Source organism: Streptomyces phaeoluteigriseus (assembly GCF_001896135.2).
In the GTDB taxonomy this organism is placed as follows: Bacteria; Actinomycetota; Actinomycetes; order Streptomycetales; family Streptomycetaceae; genus Streptomyces; species Streptomyces phaeoluteigriseus.
Map to the genome: position 1 here is coordinate 394,910 of NZ_MPOH02000016.1, position 17,762 is coordinate 412,671.

Here is a 17,762-nt window from a genome sequence, read left to right on the forward strand (position 1 = left end):
ATGCGCCATCAGCCGGTTCTCCTCGTCATCGCCCACGGCAGCCGCGATCCGCGGCACGCGGCGACCGTCCACGCCCTCGTGCGGCGGGTGCGGTCGCTGCGGCCCGGGCTGCGTGTGGAGACCGGTTTCCTCGACTTCAACATCCCGTCCGCACAGGGGGTGCTGGAGTCGCTGGCGGCGGAGGGCGTACGCGATGTGGTGGCGCTGCCGCTGCTGCTGACGCGTGCGTTCCACGCCAAGGCGGACATCCCGGCGGTCCTGCGGGACGCGCCGCGCCGGCTGCGGATCCGCCAGGCCGAGGTGCTCGGCCCCTCCCCGCTGCTGCTCTCCGCCCTCGAACGGCGGCTGTACGAGGCGGGGTTGACGCCCGCCGACAAGTCCTCGACCGGGGTCGTGCTGGCCTCGGCGGGGTCCACGGACCCGGAGGCGATCGCGGTGATCGCAGACATCGCGCGGGAGTGGTGGCACACCGGTTGGTGCGCCGTGCGACCCGCGTTCGCCTCCGCGTCCCTTCCGCGCACCGAGGACGCGGTGCGCGAACTGCGCGAACTGGGTTGCTCGACGGTGGCGGTGGCCCCGTACGTCCTGGCCCCCGGCTTCCTCCCCGACCGCATCGCCCGGGGCGCGACGGAAGCGGACGTCCTGGCCGAGGTGCTGGGCCCGTCACCCGAGGTGGCCCGGGTACTGCTGGAACGGTACGACGCGGCACGCACGCCGATGCTGGCGGCGGTCGGAGCCTGAGGGACCGCCCGCGGGGCGGGACGGTGCCGAATCGCACACGCGGTTCCCGAATCCGGCACGCGGTGCCGACCGCACCCGCATGCAGCCCCACCCCGGCGGGGGGCGACCGGCGACACGGCCCGCCGCCCGACCTCACGCCGACGGACAGTCCACCCACCGGCCCACCGGCCCACCAGCCCACCGGGCGGACGGGTCTGACCGGAAGTCGGCGCGGAGGGGCGGGCGGGGTGTGGGCCGTTCCGGCGACGGTGGTTCCGCGAGGGATCCCGGCCAGGGCCCGACATGGAACCCCCTCAGTGGTCCGCCTCGGCGACCGCGCCCTGCCGCGGGTCCCGTCCGCTCGCCGCCAACGCCCGTGCGAAGGTCGGCGCGTCGTCCGGCACCGGCACCGGATCGGCGAAGCCGTCGTACTGGCGGTAGAGGTCGCCGTGGCGTTCGACCACGTCGAGGACGAGGCGGGCGGCGCCCTCCGAGACGCGGAACCGCCGGCCGGTGGCGACGGCGACGTCCCAGCCGTGCACGGCCATCTCCTTGACGATCATGACGGCCAGTTCGTCGGCGGGCAGCGCGCCGCCGCCCAGGTCGACCTCGCCCTCCCAGACCGCCGGTCCGCCCAGGCCGCGACCGCGCGGTCGAGCTGGGCGGCGTAGGCGTCGGCCCAGGAGGGGTCGGCGGTGAAGTCGCGGGCGACCAGTTCCTCGGGGAGCTGCTTGCGCCGGGCGCGGTGTTCCAGGCCGTGGGAGGTGTAGAGGACCCAGTGGTTGACCAGGGCGCGCACGTCCCAGTCGGGACAGTGGGTCGGTTCGTTCAGGCGGGCAGCCGGGACGCCGCGCGCGACGCGGGCGGCCTCGGCGGCACATTCGGACATGTACCGGTGCGTCTCGTCGTACTTCATGTCCCTCACGCTAGGGACGGGGGTGCGGGGTCCGCTTGAACAAACGCGACAGGGTTCAGGTCCGGGTCATCTCCACCAGCTTGACCACGGTGTTCCAGTTGCGGGTGGTCGCGATCAGCCCCTTGGTCAGGCGGGGCCGGGAGAGCTGTTCGGCGAGCTTGGAGCGGCCGAGGCCGTCGGGGGCGTACAGGTACAGGGCGCGGTCGCCGAGGCGGAACTCCTCGGGCTGGTACACGGCCGGGTCGATCCCCGCGAAGCGGTCGGCATCGACGGGGGCGGAGAAGTAGGTGACGTGGAGCTGCTTGGCCTCCAGGTCGGCGGCCGGGAAGGGACAGGCCTCGGCAACCGCTTCCAGATACGCGTGGTCGCGCACGATCACGTCGACGGCGAAGCCGAACCGCTTCTCGATCGCCCCCGTCAGCTCCCGCGCGAGGCCGTCCTCGTCACCGTGGCCGGTGGAGAAGACGGCCTGGCCGCTCTGGAGGTACGTGCGGACGCCGTCGTGGCCGAGGCCCTCCATCAGGGTCCGCAGGGCCGCCATCGGGACCTTCCGGCTGCCGCCCACGTTGATGCCGCGCAACAGTGCGGCGTACGTCGTCGTCATCGGGTCAGACTAGGCGGTCGTCGTGCCCCGTGGGGGCGGGCACGACGGCCGCCGGGCCCCGGCCCGGCCCGGCCCAGTCCGGTCCGGTCCGGTCCGGTCCCGAGCCGCGGAACAAGGTGTGGAACGGGTCGCCGAACAGCCGACGGCCCAGGTCACCGTACGAGTTCCGAACAGGTTGCCGAACGGGGTTGCGCGAGCTTCCGCCGATCGGTGGGGCCTGCGAACGTCTCCGGCGGACGGCCAGCGGGGCGTGCCCCTGATCATCGTCCCCGAGACCCGCCGATAGGTGTAGGGGACCACTGTCCTCCCCAGTGCGGAGACGGCGGGGTCCGAGGGGAGGAGCCCGGTGGTCCACACCTCGTCGAACAGCACGACGAGATGGCTTTATCCGGCCCATACCTTCGTAGGGAGAGGTGGCGGCAGGGGGCCGCCACCGCACCTCGAGGGGGAAAGCCCGTCATGCGGAACGCGGATTCACGGGTGCGGGGCATCGCCGCGCGGGCCGGCGGCTGGAGTGCCCGGCATCGCTGGACGGCCGTCGGTATCTGGGTGCTGTTCGTCTTCCTGGCCGTGGGGCTGGGGTCGGCGGCCGGCCGGGTCGACGTCAAGGACAGCGACCAGCTCAAGGGCGAGACCCACACCGCAGCCAAGATCATCGAGGATGCCGGGATCGAGGAGCCCGCCAGTGAGACGGTCCTCGTCCAGGCCAAGGACGCGAAGCTGAAGGCCACGGACGCCGAGTTCCGCGCGGCCGTCGAGGCGGTCGTCACGGCCGTCGAGGGGACCGGCAAGGTCACCGAGGTCACCTCGCCGTACGACACGCAGACGATCTCCAAGGACGGCCGCAGCGCGCTCGTGCAGTTCGACGTCCGCGGTGAGTCCGACACGGCGGGCGAGCGGATCGAGCCGGTCCTGAAGGCCGTCGAGGGGGTGCAGGAGGAGCACGAGGCGCTGCGGATCGAGGAGATCGGCGGCGCCAGCATGATGAAGACGTTCGACGACGCGTTCGGCGACGACTTCAAGAAGGCCGAGTACTCCGCGGTGCCGGTGGCCCTCGGCATTCTGCTCATCGCGTTCGGCGCCCTGGTCGCCGCCCTGCTTCCGGTGCTGCTCGCGGTCACCGCGATCATGGCGACGATGGGCCTGATGGGCGTCGTCAGCCACGTCATGCCGATGAGCGACACCGCCAACTCCGTGATGCTGCTGGTCGGTCTGGCCGTCGGTGTCGACTACTGCCTGTTCTACCTGCGCCGTGAGCGCGAGGAGCGCGAGGCCGGCCGGGACGCGCAGACCGCGCTGCGGATCGCCGCCGCGACGAGCGGCCGCGCGATCATCGTCTCCGGTGTCACCGTGTGCGTGGCGATGGCGGGCATGCTGTTCACGGGGCTCGCCGAGTTCGAGGCGATGGGCCTGGCCTCCCTGATGGTGGTGGCCGTGGCCATGGTCGGCTCCGTGACCGTGCTGCCCGCGCTCCTCTCGCTGCTGGGCGGACGGGTCGAGAAGGGCCGTATCCCCTTCCTGCGCCGGCGCAGCCGCAACCGCCCCGGCGGCAACGCCGGTGGCGAGAGCCGTTTCTGGACGGCCGTCCTGAAGGGCGTCCTCGCCAGGCCCCTGGTCTCCGTGCTGGTCGCGGCCGGCACGCTGCTGGCCATCGCGGCGCCCGCGCTCGGCATGAAGACCCAGAACCTCACCCTGGACCAGGAGTTCGGCGACTCACTGCCGATCGTGCAGACCTACAACCGGGTCAACGAGGCCTTCCCCGGCGGCTCCGACCCGGCCGAGGTCGTCGTCCACGCGAAGGACATCAACGCACCCGAGGTGAAGTCGGCGCTCGCCGACTTCCGTGAGCAGGCGATCAGTTCGGGCGCCTCGCGCGGCCCCGTGGAGATCAAGCTCCACGACGCGCGGAACATCGCCTTCGTGTACGTCCCGCTGGTCGGCGGCTCCGACCTGGACAAGGCGGGCGCGAGCCTGGACAAGCTGCGCGACGACGTACGGCCCGCGACGCTCGGCCGGGTGGACGGTCTGGAGGCGCCGATCACCGGGCAGGTGGCCGGTTCGAAGGACTTCAACGACCAGTTGGCCGGAGCCGTCGTCCCGGTCTTCGCCTTCGTCGTGGTGTTCGCCTTCGCGTTGATGCTGCTGTCGTTCCGCTCGCTGACGATCGCGATCACCTCGATCGTGCTCAACCTGCTGTCCGTGGGCGCCGCCTACGGCATCCTCGTGGGGGTCTTCCAGCACGGCTGGGGCGCGTCCCTGGTGGGCGCGGAGGGTGTCGGTGCCATCGTCACCTGGCTGCCGCTGTTCCTCTTCGTGATCCTGTTCGGTCTGTCGATGGACTACCACGTGTTCGTGGTCTCCCGGATCCGCGAGGCACGGCTGCGCGGCCTGACCACCAGGGACGCCATCACGCACGGTGTCGTCACCACGGCCGGGGTCGTGACCAGCGCCGCCGTCATCATGGTCGCCGTGTTCGCGATCTTCGGCACGCTGTCCATGCAGTCCATGAAGCAGATGGGCGTCGGCCTGGCCGCCGCGGTCCTGATCGACGCGACGGTCATCCGGGGCGTGCTGCTCCCGGCGGTGATGGCGCTGCTCGGCGAGCGCAACTGGTACCTGCCCAAGTGGCTGCACCGGCTGCCCGACCTGACGCACGACGAGTCGTCCGAGGCGATCGCGTCGACGGCGCGGGACGACGAGGGCGAGCCGGTGCGGGTGTGACCCGCTGAACCGACACGCGGACCCGGCCGGCACACCTCCGCCTCCCCGAATCCCTGCCTTCTCGCGTTCCTGAACCCCTCCATCCCATGGACCGAGGGCCCGTTGACCACCGGGGAGTCAACGGGCCCTCACTCGTGTCCGCAGGAAGCCGCGACCTGGCCACGCGCGGGACACGGCCACGCGCGGGACACGGCCACTCGCGGGACACGGCCACTCGTCCAGCGCGGCTACTCGCCGCGCAGTTCGGCCTCGATCAGGTCGGCCGCCCGGCCCGTGCCGCCCTCCTTGGCCATGTCCGCCTGGATCTCCTTCAGGCGCCGGGCCACCTCGGGGTCGTCGACGAGGGCCAGGGCGGCGGTCCGCAGCGTCTCGGCGGTGGCCTCCTCGGCGGGGACGTGGCGGGCCACCCCGAGCGCCTGGAGCACGTCCGCGTTGCCGAACTGGTCCACGGCCTGCGGTACGGCGATCATCGGCGTCGCCGTGGCCATCCCCTCCTGGCTGCCGCCCGCGCCGGCGTGCGTCACGAACAGGTCGGCCTGCCGCAGCACCGCCAACTGCGGCACCCACGAGCGCACTTCGACGTTCGCGGGTACGTCGCCCAGCTCGGCGGGGTCCACGTGCTTGCCGATCTGGAGCACCAGATGCCAGCCGGGCAGGCCGGCGAAGGCCTGGACGCAGGCCCGGTAGAAGTCCGGCTGCTTGGTGAAGGCGGAGCCCAGGGAGACGAGCACGACCTTCTCGGCACCGGCCGGCCTGGTCCAGTCGCCCTCCGCGGTGCGGTCGCCCTGGCAGGCGCCGACGAAGGTGTACACGCTCTCGTCGACCCGGTCGGCGTTCGGCTGGAGCGCCTTCGGGATGAGCACCAGGGAGCGGGCGGGCCGGCCGCCGAAGTCGTCGGGGTGCAGGGTGATGCCGTTCTCCTCCAGCCAGGCCTGGAAGCGGGCGTAGTAGGCCTGGCCGCGCTCGGTCCGTTTCGGCTCGGCCCACATCGGTTCGGCCACCTCCTGCTCGTACCCCTCCCAGGCGACGAGGGCGGGCGAGAGGGAGATCGCGGGCACGCCCCAGCGGTGGGCGAGGACGCGGGCCGGGTAGGAGGCGATGTCGTGCAGGACGAGGTCGGGCTCGTCGCCCTCGTAGGCCTCGATCAGCTGGGGCAGTGCCTGGATGGCGTCGTCGAGGAAGGGCTCCACGTTGTCGAGGAGGGTGGCGCCCCAGGCCGACGGGTCGGCGTCCGGTGCGGGCAGGGTGGAGTGCCAGGGCTTCACTCGGCGCCGGTCGCGGCGACCTTGTCGGCGAGGACGGGCGGGACGGCATAGGTGACGCGGTGCCCGCGGGCGACGAGTTCGCGGATCACTTCCAGGCTGGGGTTCACGTGGCCGTGGGCGGCGATGGAGAACATGGCGATGTGCGCGGGTGCGGTCATGCGGTCGACCATAGACGAGACGATACGTCTCGTGCAACGTGTGGGAGGCATCGGTGCCCTCAGCGCTGGTATCGGGCCAGTACCAGGTTCCCGTCGTCCTCCAGCCGGTCGTGCAGTTCACCGAGGCCGATCGCACCGCTGTAGTACTCCTGGAAGGCCGGGGTCGCCACCTTGTCCTTCCACTCCGGGTAGCCGCGCACCGACTGTGCGGGCGCGGGGCGCAGGTGCGTGGCGAGGGCGGTCCCGGTGGCCCAGTCGTGCTCGGTGGTGCGCAGGGCCGGGTCGGCGAGTGCGCTCGTGCCGGTGGGCAGCATCCAGTCCCCCAGGGCCAGGCGGACCATGTGGGGCGGGCTCAGGAGGAAGTCGAGGAAGGCGGCGGCCTCCTTCTTGTGCGGACTGTCCTCGGCGATCGACAGGGTCTGCGGGCTGACGCCCTGAGTGAGGCCCTCGGCGCCGGCCGGGGCGGGCAGCACCTGCCAGTCGAAGCCCTTCGGGGCCTGCTGGACGATCTGCTGGCGGTAGGAGAAGCCGAGCGGGACCATGGCGTACTTCCCGGCGAAGAAGCCGGGCAGGGTGTCCGAGCCGCCGCTGCCGAGCAGGGAGCCGGGCGCGCTGCGGTCCTCGACGACCTGGTCGTGCACGGTGCGCGGCACCACCTCGTCGCCCGCCTGGAAGCGGACGGTGACCTTGCCGTCCGGGCCCCGGTGGAACAGCTGTCCGCCGGCCGAGAGGGAGAGGTTGAGGGTGGCGGAGACGGGGTCCTTCAGCGGCCAGGCCACCCCGTACCTGCCGTCGCCGCTGAGCTGTTCGGTGATCCGGCGGAACTCCGCCCAGGTCCAGGGCTGTTCGGGGGTCGGGACACGGACCCCGGATCCCTTGAGCCAGGTGGCGTTGGCGATGAGGACGCGGGGTTCCTGGAGGAAGGGCACCCCGTAGACGCCGTCGCCGAAGGTCACCGTCTCCCAACTGCGCCGCGGGATGTCGGACGTCAGCCGGTCGGGCAGCAGGCCGGTGAGGTCGGCGAGGTAACCGCCGTAGGCGAAGTCGGCGAGGTCGTCGGAGGCGTCGTGGATGATGTCCGGCGCCTCGCCGCCCTCGAAGGAGGTGAGGAGCTGGTCGTGGACGCTGTCCCAACTGCCCTGGACGTACTCGACCTTGATGTCCGGATGGGCGGCGTTCCACTCCTTCACCAGTTCCTTGTTGACCTCGACGGACTCCTCCTGCCAGGCCAGGGACTGGAAGCGGAGGGTGATCGGGCCGGTGCCGGAGTCGCCGCCGCCCGAGCAGCCCGCGCAGCTCGCCAGGAGCAGGGCGAGGACGAGGCCGAGGAGGAGAGGACATCGGGTGCGCATCAGCTCTTCACCGCCCCGGTGAGCATGCCGCCCGTGATCCGTCGCTGGATGAGCGCGAACACGAGCAGCGAGGGAAGGGTGGCGAGGAAGGCGGCGGCCGCCAGCGGGCCGAGGTCGGCGACGCCCTCCGCGCCGATGAAGTGGGTGAGGACGACGGGCAGGGTCTGTTTCTCGGGGGTCTTCAGCAGGACGAGCGCGAAGAAGAACTCGTTCCACGCCGTGACGAACGCGAACAGGGCCGTCGCCACGATGCCGGGCGCGAGCAGCGGCGCGGTCACCGACACCAGGGTCCGCAGCCGCCCGGCCCCGTCGACGGCCGCCGCCTCCTCCAGCTCGGCGGGCACGGCCCTGACGTACCCGACGAGCATCCACAGCGCGAACGGCAGGGCCCACACCACGTAGACGAGGACCAGGCCGGACATCGAGTCGATCAGTCGCAGGTTCTTCAGCACCAGGAACAGCGGGATGATCACCAGCACCAGCGGAAAGGCCTGACTGACCACGACCCAGCCGGTCGCGGCCCGCGCGAGCAGGGTGCGGCGGCGGGCGACGACGTAGGCCAGCGGGGTCGCGATCAGTACGGCGATCAGCGCGGCCCCGGTGGCGGCGAGCAGGGAGTTGCCCGCGGCCCGCAGCAGCGGCTGTTCGTCGAAGGCCTGCCGGAAGTTGGCGAGGGTGGGGTCCTCGGGGATCCAGGCGGGGTGCAGACTGCCCAGTTCCCGGGGCGACTTGAAGGCGGTGGAGACCAGCCACAGGAAGGGGAAGGCGAGGAAGACGAGATAGCCGAGCAGGGCCAGGTACTGGCCGGCGCGGCCCGCCCTGCTGGTCCTCATGTCCGGTCACCTCCCCGGAGGCGGCCTACGAGGAAGAGGGCGAGGAGCACCGAGATCACCGCGACCATCACGCATCCCATCGCCGCCGCGTAGCCGAACTGCCCGTAGCGGAAAGCCTCTTCATAGGCGAAGAGCATGGGCAGCCGGGTACGGCCGCCCGGGCCTCCGCTGGTCAGGACGTAGACCAGGGCGAAGGAGTTGAGGTTCCAGATGAAGTTGAGGGCGGTGATGGCGAGGGCCACCGGGCGCAGGGCGGGCCAGGTGACCGTGCGGAAGCGGCGCCAGGCGCCGGCGCCGTCGACCGCGGCGGCCTCGTGGAGTTCCCGTGGGGTGTTCTGGAGTCCGGCGAGCAGGGCGACCGTCGTCTGGGGCATGCCCGCCCACACGCCGACGACGATCACCGCGGGCAGCGCGGTCGTCAGGCCGCTCAGCCAGTCCCGGCCGTCGCCGAGCCCGAGGCCGCGCAGGGTCTCGTTGAGGACACCGGCGTCGGGGTTGTAGACGAGCCGCCACATCACGCCGACGACGACCTCGGGCATCGCCCAGGGCACGATCGCGAGGGCGCGGGCCAGCCAGCGCAGCCGTAACTCCTGGTCCAGGAGGAGGGCGAGGCCGAGGGCGAGCAGGAACTGCGGGACGGTCACCCCGACCGCCCACACCAGTCCGATGCGGAACGACTCCCAGAACAGCGTGTCGTGCCACAGGTCACGGAAGTTGAGCCCGCCGATCCACTGGGTGGGCGCGGTCCGGCCCGACTGGGCGTCGGTGAAGGCGAGCAGGATGCCGTACAGCAGCGGTCCGACGCTCAGCAGCAGGATCGGCAGCAGCGCGGGCAGGACAAGGAACCACGCCCCGTGCCCGGTGCTCCGGCGTGGCGGGCCGGTGCCGGGCACACGGCGCGTCGTCCGGCTCCGCTCGGTCAGCGACGGCACGAAGCGATCCCCCTTCCCGGCGGCTCCGACGGGCCCCGCCATGGTCGTGAAGCCGCGGTACGCCGTCAAGGGACCGCGCGCACGGCCCTACCTGTACGAATGCGAGACTGGGCGGCGGATGGCCGGATCCCGACGCCGTCCCGGCAGGCGCGGACGGTCACGACAGGGAGGCGGGCGATGGACGAGGCACGGGCGAGGGACGTACTGGCCGCGGCGGGGCTGCCGGCCGGGGAGGCGCGGCTGCTCGCTCTGGGCGAGAACGCGGTGTTCGCCGCCGGTGACCTGGTGGTCAAGGTCGGCCGGGACGCCGAGTTGCTGGAGCGGGCCCGGCGCGAGCTGGACATCGCGGCCTGGCTGGCCGGTGCGGGCGTCCCCGCCGTGCGCGCGGCCGAGGCGGAACCCCTGCTGGTCGAGGGGCATCCGGTGACGGTGTGGCACCGGCTGCCCGACCCGGTACGGCCCGCCGAGCCCCGGGATCTGGCCGAACTCCTGCGCCTCGTGCACGCGCTGCCCGCACCCTCCTTCACGCTGCCGCCGCGGGATCTGCTGGCCGGGGTGGAGCGCTGGCTGCGGCTGGCGGGCGACGCGATCGACCCGGCGGACGCGGCCTATCTGCGCGAGCGGCGGGACGGCTTCGCGACGGCCGCCGCCGCGCTCACCCCGCGGTTGTCGCCCGGCCCGATCCACGGCGACGCACTCCCCCGCAATGTGCACATCGGGCCGGACGGGCCCGTCCTGGTCGACCTGGAGACCTTCTCGGCCGACCTGCGCGAGCACGACCTGGTCGTCCTGGCCCTGTCCCGCGACCGCTACGGGCTGCCCGCCGAGGCCTACGACTCCTTCACCGACGCCTACGGCTGGGACGTGCGGGAGTGGGAGGGCTGCGCGGTGCTGAGGGGCGCCCGGGAGACGGCGAGCTGCGCCTGGGTGGCCCAGCACGCGCCGGCCGACCCCAGGGCACTGGCTGAGTTCGTGCGGCGGGTGGCATCGCTGCGGGACGGGGACGAATCGGTGCGCTGGTACCCCTTCTGAGCTGTGCTCAGGGTCTGCTCCTAGGCGCGCCCCGAGCCTATTCCGAGCCGCCCTCAGCGCCTCCCGAGCCGCGCTCACGGTCTCTGCCGGGACACGCCCGGGCCCCCTCCGAGCCACGCCCCGAGCCTCTTGCGAACCGCGCTCAGGGTCTCCTCCCAGCCGCGCTCAGGGTCTCTGCCGAATCACGCCCGGGTCTCCTCCTCGCCGCGCCCCGAGCCTCTTCGGAGCTGCGCTCAGGGCCTCCCGAGCCACGCTCACGATCTCTGCCGAGTCACGCCCGGGCCTCCCCCCAGCCGCGCCCCCGACTCTCCTCCGAGCCACGCTCAGGCTCTCTGCCGAGTCACGCCCGGGTCTCCTCCGAGCCGCGCCCCGAGTCTCTCCTAAGCCCCGCCCCGGGTCTCCCCCCAGCCGCGCCCAGGACCCCTCGTGCGCCGCCGGTCAGACCGTGTGGCTGTTCGCCGGTTCTCGTACCGGCCAGACGCCGTCGACGACCGCCTCCGCGTCGCCCTTGCGGCGCAGGAAGTCCTGGAAGTCCGCCGCCCAGGCCGCGTACCAGCCGATCTGACTACGGTGCAGCTCCGCCGGACCGAGGGTGGCGACCTTGGGATGGCGCTCGGCTATCGCGCGCGCCAGGCGGGCGGCGGCGAGCGCGTCGGCGCAGGCGTCGTGCGCCGCGTCGAGGGAGACGCCGTACTCGGCGCAGACCGCTTCGAGGTTGCGCTTGCCGCGGCGGTAGCGGTCGGCCCAGCGGTCGATGGTGTACGGGTCGACGACCGGGGCGGGGTCGAGGCCGCCCAGGCGGTCGCGCAGCGAGGGCAGGCCGTGTCTGCGCAGTTCGGCGGAGAGCAGGGTGAGGTCGAAGGCGGCGTTGTAGGCGACGACCGGGACGCCGGTGCGCCAGTAGCCGGTGAGGACACCGGCGATGGCGTCCGCGACCTCGTCGGCGGGGCGGCCCTCGGAGGCCGCCCGTTCATTGCTGATGCCGTGGACCGCCACCGCGTCCGCCGGGATCTCCACGCCCGGGTCGGCCAGCCATTCCCGGCTGCCGAGAACCTGCCCGTCCCTGACCTCGATCACGGCGCCCGTGACGATGCGCGCCTCGCCCGGGTCCGTCCCGGTCGTCTCCAGGTCGAAGCCGATGAGCAGCTCGCGATGCCAGGCCATGGTGGCCCCCCTTCTTGGTGGTGCTTTCCCCCAGTGGTCTCCACCTTCGCATGCGCCACTGACAATCAGAGGACCGCGTTCCGCTTGCCGCGGGACGATTCCGGACAACTGCCGCACTTCATCAGCGAACGGTCAGGACACCGGCCGCGAGTCCGCCCAGGCCAGCTCGAACTCCTCGCGATAGGCGGCGAAAAGTCCGCCTTCGCCGATATCGCCCGACTTGACCACCCGGTTGCCGTTGCGCAGCACCAGCACCGGTGCCTCCATGCCGCGCATGCGCCGCAGATAGGACTGCACGACCGCGATGCCGTCGGTGCCGTCGCCGTCGACCAGGTAGGCGGTGAAGCGGGGCGTCTCGTCGTACACCTGGATCTGGAAGGCGCCGGGGTCGCGCAGCCGGGAGCGGACCCGGCGCATGTGCAGGATGTTCATCTCCACCGCGCGGCTCAGTTCGCCCCGCTTCATGCCGAGTTCGCGCTCGCGCCGCTTCACGGCGCTGGAGGCGGGGTTGAGGAACAGCAGCCGCACCCGGGCGCCCGCCTCGGCCAGCCGGACCAGGCGGCGGCCGGAGAAGTTCTGCACGAGGAGGTTGAGGCCGATGCCGATCGCGTCGAGGCGGCGGGCCCCGTCGAAGACGTCCTCGGCGGGGAACTGGCGCAGCAGCCGCACCCGGTCGGTGTGGACGGCGACGACGTCCGCGTACCGGTCGCCGATCAGGTCCTCGACGGCGTCGACGGGCAGCCGGCGCGCGGAGGGTACGTCGCCGCCGGTGCCGAGCATCTCCAGCAGGCGTGCGGAGGCGCGTTCGGCCTGGTTCAGGACGGCCTCGGAGAGCGCCCGGTTGCGGGAGACGACGTTGCGGGTCACCTCCAGCTCGTCCAGGGCGAGTTCGACGTCGCGTCGGTCGTCCAGGTAGGGCTCGAAGCACGGCCAGTGCTGCACCATCAGTTCACGCAGCTGCGGCAGGGTGAGGAAGGAGATCACGTTGTCGTCGGCCGGGTCGAGCAAGTAGCCCTTGCGGCGGCTGACTTCGCGTACGGCGACGGCGCGCTGCACCCACTCCTGGCCCGCGGGACCGGCCGCGGCGACCACCCACTCGTCCCCGTGGACGGGTTCGTAGATGGGGCGCAGCACGGCGGACACCACGGCGCGCAGCCGCTGTTCGACGAGGTTCAGCCAGATGTAGGCCCGGCCGGCCCGCTGGGCACGGGTGCGCACCTCCCGCCAGGCCTCGGCGTCCCAGTCCAGCTCCGGACCGATGGCGCCCTCCATCGGCCGGGCCAGGGACACCGTGCCGGGCGGGACGTCTGTGGAGCCCCCCTCGTGACTGTCGTCACCAGGGGGCAGCTCCAGCCCTCCCGAGCCCACCCGCGCACCGCCTTCCGCTCCCCCGAGCATCCCCGTCCCAACGATCAAGGAAGGGTACTCCGGGAGCGGTCGGCGGTGCAGCCGGATGGACAGGGTCGTTTCTCAACTCTCGGTGCGCGGACGGCCGTTCTCGCCGACGAGGGCGGGCGGAGTGAGCGGATTCATAGCGGTGACGTCCCGGGGGGCGATCGAGAATCCCTGCCAGTGCACCGGCATGGGCTGCTGGTCCTCGTCCCGCGCGACATGGTGGAAGCCGACGTTCACCCAGGCCACGGGGTGGGTGAGGGCCTGTCCGTTCACCCATTTGTCGACGGCCGTGGGGTGCCGGGGAGCACACAGCCGCAGGTTGTTGTTGGCGTACTGCTCGCACTTGTTGTACTGCGTGAAGTAGACGTCGTGCCGGGTGAAGGCGCGTCCGGGGTACTTGCTGCTGGCACCGGGGACGATCTCGTACGAGCGCGGGTGGCCGTCCTTGTTCTTGCCCGTGGTGCTGACCACGCGCCACCAGCGCATGTTCTTGGCGTCGCCCGCGAGTTCCTTGGTGACGGGGGTGCGGGTGGTCTTGTTGGTGGGGGCCTGGCCGCCGGCGGCGGGCGGGCTGACCACCGAGTCGTACTGCTCGACCTTGTTCTTCGAGGACCCGTCGAGGCCGAAGTCCAGCCGCCAGAACACGTTGTGGTTGTGGCTGGTGGAGTAGGCCTTGGCGCCCTTGCCTATCGGCCAGCCACGGCCGTCACCCGCGTCGTAGTCGAAGGGCGAGAGGCTGCCGGTGGCGCCGACGTTCATGGAGACGGTGCCGTCGTCGGCGAAGCGCCACTCGGTGATGTACTCGTACCAGCTCACCTTGTTGACGGTGTAGACGAGCAGGTCCTTGCCCTGGGACTGGTAGACCTTCCCGGAGTCGGTCTGCATCCGGTACGCGTGACCGCGGGCCCTGGTGGTGGTGCACAGGCCCTTCACGTTGGGGTTCTCGGAGTTGTAGGCGTCCGGGACCTTCACCGTCTTGATGGTGCCGCCGGGGCATTCGGCGGGGGTCATGTTGACCAGCCCCGCACCGAAGTTGTAGTCGGTGATGTCGTTGTACTCGTTGGAACCGTCGTCGTACGGCACGTGGATCTGGGCGAGTTTGGCGCTGTTGAGGACCCGGATCGGGCGGGCCTCGCCGGGCGGCTGGTAGGAGACCTTCTCCAGGACGAGCCCGGACTTGGACTCGAAGCGCCAGCACATACTCCAGGTCGTGCCGTTGGAGAGTTTCTGCTGGATGCGGTAGGCGGCGCTGCAGTCCGGGGCGGCCGCGGGGGCCGCCTTCGGGTGCGCGGTGGCCGGGGCGGTGCCCGTCGCGGACGCTCCGGCGGCCAGCGCGACCACGGACAGGCCGAGGGCCGCGCTCCTGCGGGCGCGGCTGGTGCCGGGCGGCCGGTGGCCGCCGTTCGGGTGGTTCAGGCGCATGAGGACATGACTCCCTGTGCGTCACCCTCCCGGGGGCGCGACAGCGCGGCCCGGCGCGGGAGGCGTGAGTCGGAAAAGTGGACGGAGGGGCGCGCTCAGCGGGTGAGCGCGGCCACCTTGCGGGTGCTGAGGTCGATCACCAGGGACCGGGTGTCGATCCACGGGCCGTTCTTCACCTTCAGCAGCAGCCGCGCGCAGCGGTGGATCCCGCACTGGTCGAAGGCGGCGGGCTGGGCGCCCGGCACCGCGCGGTACACCATGCTGGAGAGCTGCAGCTGTTCCGGTGAGGTGAGTGCCTTGCCGGTGGCGTCACGGTAGTCGGCGCGCAGGCCCGCGCCGAGGGGGTCGGCGATCAGCAGCGCTGCCGCCTCGGTGTTCTCGGCGCGGCTGAGCGGCGGCTGGACGCCCTGCCCGCTGGCCGTGGCCTCGACCTTGCCGGTGTCCAGGTTGACGGTCCTGGTGACGAGCGTGTCGTCCTTGTAGTCGTAGAACGTGACCTCGGCGCGCCGGGGGGCCGAGGGGTCGTCCACCTCGTCCGCCTCGGGGTCGGCGAGGTCCACGCCGAGGGGCTGCGGGCCCCGGTCGCCGTCGACGTCCTGGCCGGCGTCGAACAGCTGCCTGCTGAGCGCGATGCGCTCGACGCGGGCGATCTCGTCGTCGGTCAGCGGGTCGCGCCCGGTGCCCCGCTCGCCCTCGGCGGGCGCCTGCTCGACGACCCCGGGCGCCACCGCCGCGGAGCCGCCCTGCTGCCCCGGGCCGCCCTGGTCGGCGCCCTGCTGCCCCGCCGCCGTCTTCCCGCCGGAGCCCCCTCCGGTTCCTTCGGCCCCTGCCGTGCCCGGCAGGGTGATCGCGATCATCGCGCCGTCGCGGCCACCGCGACGGCCGCGCCTGCCACCACCTTGCCCAGGTGGCGACGCACTGTCGTGCGCACATCTTCCCCCTGCTCCCCCTGTGCCCCGGGAGTACGTTGTAGGCCCCATTGGTTCGGCGTACGCCGGATGGGGCGCATGCACTGGTCGCCGGGTAAGAGGGACGTAAGTCACAGGTGGTTCCCTCACTTTCCGGGAGACTCGGTGCCAAGGCGTCCCCGACGGAGCGGCACACCTGGAAGAGTCGTATCCATGCAGGTCTGGCCTGGAGAGGCATATCCCCTCGGCGCCACGTACGACGGCGCCGGTACGAACTTCGCGGTCTTCACGGAGGCCGCGGACCGAGTAGAGCTGTGTCTGCTGCACGACGACGGCTCGGAGACGGCGGTGGAACTTCGCGAGAGCGACGCCTTCGTGCGGCACGCGTACGTGCCGGGCATCATGCCGGGGCAGCGTTACGGCTTCCGGATGCACGGTCCGTACGCGCCCGAGCGCGGCTCGCGGTGCAATTCCGCGAAGCTGCTGCTCGACCCGTACGCGAAGGCGATCAGCGGCACGGTCAAATGGGGCGAGGAGGTGTACGGTTACCACTTCGGGGCCCCCGACAAGCGCAACGACCTCGACTCGGCGCCCCACACGATGACGTCGGTCGTGGTCAACCCCTACTTCGACTGGGGCGACGACCGGCGTCCGCGCACGGAGTACCACCGCACGGTGCTCTACGAGGCGCATGTCAAGGGCCTCACGATGCGCCACCCGGGGCTGCCGGAGGAGCTGCGCGGTACCTACGCCGCCCTCGCGCACCCGGCGATCATCGAGCACCTCACCGAGCTGGGCGTGACGGCACTGGAGCTGATGCCCGTACACCAGTTCGTCAACGATCACCGTCTGGTCGACATGGGCCTCAACAACTACTGGGGCTACAACACGATCGGCTTCTTCGCCCCGCACAACGCGTACGCCTCCTGGGGCGACCGCGGGCAGCAGGTGCTGGAGTTCAAGTCGGCGGTGCGGGCGCTGCACGAGGCGGGGATCGAGGTGATCCTCGACGTGGTCTACAACCACACCGCCGAGGGCAACCACCTGGGCCCGACGCTGTCCTTCCGGGGCATCGACAACGCGCAGTACTACCGGCTGGCGGACGACCCGCGGTACTACATGGACACCACCGGGACCGGGAACTCGCTGCTCATGCGGTCCCCGCACGTGCTCCAGCTGATCATGGACTCGTTGCGGTACTGGGTTCTGGAGATGCATGTCGACGGGTTCCGCTTCGACCTCGCGGCGACCCTGGCCCGCCAGTTCCACGAGGTGGACCGGCTGTCGTCGTTCTTCGACCTGGTGCAGCAGGACCCGGTCGTCTCCCAGGTGAAGCTGATCGCCGAGCCGTGGGACGTGGGCGAGGGCGGCTACCAGGTGGGGAACTTCCCGCCGCTGTGGACCGAGTGGAACGGCAAGTACCGCGACACCGTACGGGACCTGTGGCGGGGCGAGCCGCGCACGCTCGCGGAGTTCGCCTCCCGGCTGACCGGCTCCTCCGACCTGTACCAGGACGACGGGCGCCGGCCGCTGGCCTCGATCAACTTCGTCACCTGCCACGACGGGTTCACCCTGCGCGACCTGGTGTCGTACAACGACAAGCGCAACGAGGCCAACGGCGAGGACAACCGGGACGGCGAGAGCCACAACCGGTCCTGGAACTGCGGAGTGGAGGGCGACACCGACGATCCGGACGTGCTGGAACTGCGGTCCCGGCAGATGCGCAACTTCATGGCGACGCTGATGCTGTCGCAGGGCGTGCCCATGATCAGCCACGGCGACGAGGTGGCGCGCACCCAGCACGGCAACAACAACGCCTACTGCCAGGACAGCGAGCTGTCGTGGGTGGAGTGGCCCGACCCCGAGGGGGAGGGCGACGAGATGCTCGACTTCACGCGGGCGATCGTGCGGCTGCGCAAGGAGCACCCCGTGTTCCGCCGCCGCCGCTTCTTCCACGGACGGCAGGTGGAGGGGACGCACGACGACCTGTCGGACATCGCGTGGTTCACGCCGGAGGGCAAGGAGATGGCCCAGCGGGACTGGAACTCGGCGCAGGCCTCGACCCTGACGGTGTTCCTCAACGGCAACGCGATCTCCGAACCGGGCGCGCGCGGGGAGCGGATCACCGACGACTCCTTCCTGCTCATGTTCAACGCCTCACCGAAGACCCTGGAGTTCGTGGTGCCGGTCGACCACGGCCGCCAGTGGCAGGTGGTCGTGGACACGGCGAACCCGGAGGCGGTGCAGCGGGGGGAGGGCGCCAAGGTGGCGGCCGGGGACCGGCTGACGCTGGTGGACCGGAGCATGACCGTCCTTCAGCGGCCCGCATAGCGATCGGAT

11 protein-coding genes and 3 pseudogenes are annotated in these 17,762 nt (G+C 71.7%); 4 read left to right on the forward strand and 10 right to left on the reverse strand.

All coding sequences use genetic code 11. From position 1 onward, the window contains the following. The gene (locus BM536_RS26500) at window positions 1-741 is read left to right on the forward strand and encodes a sirohydrochlorin chelatase (protein ID WP_073492507.1); all 741 of its coding nucleotides are present in this window, start codon (window positions 1-3) and stop codon (window positions 739-741) included. 293 nt (window positions 742-1,034) lie between these two features. On the opposite strand, the pseudogene BM536_RS26505 reads toward BM536_RS26500, so the two are convergent. Further along, a pseudogene (locus BM536_RS26505) lies at window positions 1,035-1,636 on the reverse strand (TIGR03086 family metal-binding protein). Between the two features lie 55 nt (window positions 1,637-1,691). After that, window positions 1,692-2,240 (reverse strand): DUF1697 domain-containing protein, encoded by a 549-nt coding sequence (locus tag BM536_RS26510; RefSeq protein WP_073492505.1) that lies wholly within the window; start codon window positions 2,238-2,240, stop codon window positions 1,692-1,694. A 459-nt stretch (window positions 2,241-2,699) separates the two neighbouring features. On the opposite strand from BM536_RS26510, the gene BM536_RS26515 reads away from it, so the two are divergent. Continuing rightward, window positions 2,700-4,961, forward strand: a complete 2,262-nt coding sequence (locus BM536_RS26515) for an MMPL family transporter (protein WP_073492503.1) — start codon at window positions 2,700-2,702, stop codon at window positions 4,959-4,961. 227 nt (window positions 4,962-5,188) lie between these two features. Here the strand turns inward: BM536_RS26515 and mgt are convergent. From mgt to BM536_RS26535, 4 genes and pseudogenes are all read right to left on the reverse strand, one after another. Next, window positions 5,189-6,421, reverse strand: a pseudogene (gene mgt / locus BM536_RS26520) (macrolide-inactivating glycosyltransferase). Between the two features lie 22 nt (window positions 6,422-6,443). Beyond that, window positions 6,444-7,736 carry an ABC transporter substrate-binding protein gene (locus BM536_RS26525; RefSeq protein ID WP_073492501.1) on the reverse strand — a complete coding sequence of 431 codons (1,293 nt, stop codon included), beginning with the start codon at window positions 7,734-7,736 and terminating at the stop codon, window positions 6,444-6,446. After that, window positions 7,736-8,569 (reverse strand): carbohydrate ABC transporter permease, encoded by an 834-nt coding sequence (locus BM536_RS26530; RefSeq protein ID WP_073492499.1) that lies wholly within the window; start codon window positions 8,567-8,569, stop codon window positions 7,736-7,738. The genes BM536_RS26525 and BM536_RS26530 overlap by 1 nt, the downstream gene beginning before the upstream one ends. Further along, window positions 8,566-9,501, reverse strand: a complete 936-nt coding sequence (locus tag BM536_RS26535; RefSeq protein ID WP_107439629.1) for a carbohydrate ABC transporter permease — start codon at window positions 9,499-9,501, stop codon at window positions 8,566-8,568. The genes BM536_RS26530 and BM536_RS26535 overlap by 4 nt, the downstream gene beginning before the upstream one ends. A 177-nt stretch (window positions 9,502-9,678) precedes the next feature. On the opposite strand from BM536_RS26535, the gene BM536_RS26540 reads away from it, so the two are divergent. Continuing rightward, entirely contained in the window at window positions 9,679-10,533 is an 855-nt protein-coding gene (locus BM536_RS26540; protein WP_094103598.1) for a phosphotransferase enzyme family protein, read from the forward strand. A 438-nt stretch (window positions 10,534-10,971) separates the two neighbouring features. Here the strand turns inward: BM536_RS26540 and BM536_RS26545 are convergent, their stop codons facing one another. From BM536_RS26545 to BM536_RS26560, 4 genes and pseudogenes are all read right to left on the reverse strand, one after another. Continuing rightward, complete coding sequence (locus BM536_RS26545; RefSeq protein WP_094103599.1) at window positions 10,972-11,697, reverse strand: 3'-5' exonuclease; 726 nt, start codon at window positions 11,695-11,697, stop codon at window positions 10,972-10,974. Window positions 11,698-11,829: 132 nt separating this feature from the next. Then, complete coding sequence (locus tag BM536_RS26550) at window positions 11,830-13,095, reverse strand: SAV2148 family HEPN domain-containing protein (protein WP_073492497.1); 1,266 nt, start codon at window positions 13,093-13,095, stop codon at window positions 11,830-11,832. 72 nt (window positions 13,096-13,167) lie between these two features. After that, entirely contained in the window at window positions 13,168-14,514 is a 1,347-nt protein-coding gene (locus tag BM536_RS26555; RefSeq protein WP_094103600.1) for a copper amine oxidase, read from the reverse strand. 95 nt (window positions 14,515-14,609) lie between these two features. Beyond that, window positions 14,610-15,445: pseudogene (locus BM536_RS26560) on the reverse strand (Tat pathway signal sequence domain protein). A gap of 190 nt (window positions 15,446-15,635) precedes the next feature. Between BM536_RS26560 and glgX the strand changes: the two are divergent. After that, complete coding sequence (glgX, locus tag BM536_RS26565) at window positions 15,636-17,753, forward strand: glycogen debranching protein GlgX (RefSeq protein WP_073492494.1); 2,118 nt, start codon at window positions 15,636-15,638, stop codon at window positions 17,751-17,753. Window positions 17,754-17,762: the final 9 nt, after the last annotated feature.